The organism is Caballeronia sp., assembly GCF_049581465.1.
Classification (GTDB): Bacteria; Pseudomonadota; Gammaproteobacteria; order Burkholderiales; family Burkholderiaceae; genus Caballeronia.
Genome location: NZ_JBAUSA010000664.1, coordinates 1 through 1678, shown reverse-complemented (window position 1 = coordinate 1678; position 1678 = coordinate 1). Strand labels below are relative to the sequence as shown.

1 protein-coding gene and 1 pseudogene are annotated in these 1678 nt (G+C 58.9%); one reads left to right on the top strand and one right to left on the bottom strand.

Annotated elements, in window-relative coordinates; genetic code table 11:
- Window positions 1–266: 266 nt before the first annotated feature.
- On the bottom strand, window positions 267–1268 hold the full coding sequence (locus WCA53_RS16375; protein ID WP_423912439.1) for an AraC family transcriptional regulator: 1002 nt from the start codon (window positions 1266–1268) through the stop codon (window positions 267–269).
- Window positions 1269–1489: 221 nt separating this feature from the next.
- Between WCA53_RS16375 and WCA53_RS16370 the strand changes: the two are divergent.
- Window positions 1490–1678 (top strand): annotated as a pseudogene (locus WCA53_RS16370) (MFS transporter); the annotation flags it as partial.

Here is a 1678-nt window from a genome sequence, read left to right as displayed (position 1 = left end):
GCGGTGATGCATCCGGACGGCTTCGTTCAGATCGTGGACCGTATGTGATCACGACGCGCGGCGGGGGGTGTCGTCGATCGAAGTGGAGAGTTTGATCTCGCTGGTGCCGGACCTTGTCGAGTGCGCGGTGATCCGCGTGCCGGACGAAAATGGAGCGAACGCCCGATGGCGCTTGGCGTGGGCCGGGCGGGGATTGAAGTCCTCTGTCGTCCGTGAAAACCTGATGACGCATGTCAAGACAAACCGCATCAGTCGCTACGGCAACGCTATTTCGACCGCGCGGTCCGCCATGCACGCGGCGTCATCGCAAAGTGCGACGTGAACCAGCGCGTGAATGACGTTTGTCTTGTATAACCGAGCAAGATAGCGACGCGCCCAATCGGATAGCGCGTGTTCGTCATGTAGCGTAAGGCGAGGTTGTGGCGCACCTCATCGACCTGAGCCGAGAAACTCGTACCCTCGAATTCGAGTTGCCGTTGCATGGACCGGGTACTCAGATGCAAATGTTGCGCAACCTGGTCAATGGTGGCCATCTCGAGCGGTAGTAACAGGTAGACGGCCCTGCGCACCTCCAATGCGACGGAATGCCCTTCGGCCGCGCTGAGCGGCTTAAGCAGGCTTTCGGCATATCGCACCAGTTCAGGGTCGGCGGCCGGATTCGGGTGGTCGAGATCGACTGCCGAGCACACAATGCCGTTGAAATCACTCCCGAACACCACAGGACAACCAAAGAACTGCCGGTAGTACTGGAGATCATCTGGTGCCGGGTGGGTGAAATTGGCAGCAATCGGACGCCAGCTCGCGCCCAGCAGTGCGCTACAGGTACGTGCAAGCACGCCGACTGCAAGCTCCGTTGCCTGTCGCATTGGTACAGGCGAGTCCACGATGATCTCCTCGCGAATCACGACCTTGTCCCCGGCGCTTTCTAAATAGAGCCCCAGCGCTTCGTTAAGCAGGTGCCGATATTGAATGGCGGCTTGCAATACTTCGCGCAACGTGCGCTTGTGCGCGAACAGCAGGCCAATGACGCCGAAATCGAGTTCCTGCCGCGCTTCGCCCAGCTGTAATCCGAACGTGGGGCACGACGCCATTTGTGCCGTCGCTTCGAGCAGTTCGCAGGTCGCCCCTATCGGGATGCGCTGCTCCGGATTGGCCAGCATGGCCGCGTCCAGGCCCGCCTGTCGCAACAGCGTCTGTGGATTGACGCCAAGCTTCCTGGTCAATTGAAAATAGCCGTTCAGAGTGACAGCCCGCACCATCGTAACCATTGCGCGTTCTCCATTTTGGCCACGTTGCGGTCACCTCGCGAGCCAGGTCCAGGCAACCCGGTGTTTACTCCTACGGGCGCCAGATGCGACATTTATGGCGTAGAAAGAGAAATTCTACTTCATGACATCACTATATTAGGGGTGTCCGTTCGGCAGCCGTGCACAACCCATAAGTACGTCCAAAGCCTTACGCAGAGGAGACAATCTTGCACACACCTTATATTGAATCTACCACCCAGGGGGACATTCCGGCCAGGCAGCCGGCCGTTCCCGTGTACGCATGGGTGGTGTTCGTCCTGACCGTTGGTCTGCTGCTTTCCGACTACATGTCCCGACAAGTTCTGAATGCGGTCTTTCCGCTGTTGAGGTCGGCATGGGGCATGTCGGACACCCAGTTGGGCTCCCTGAGC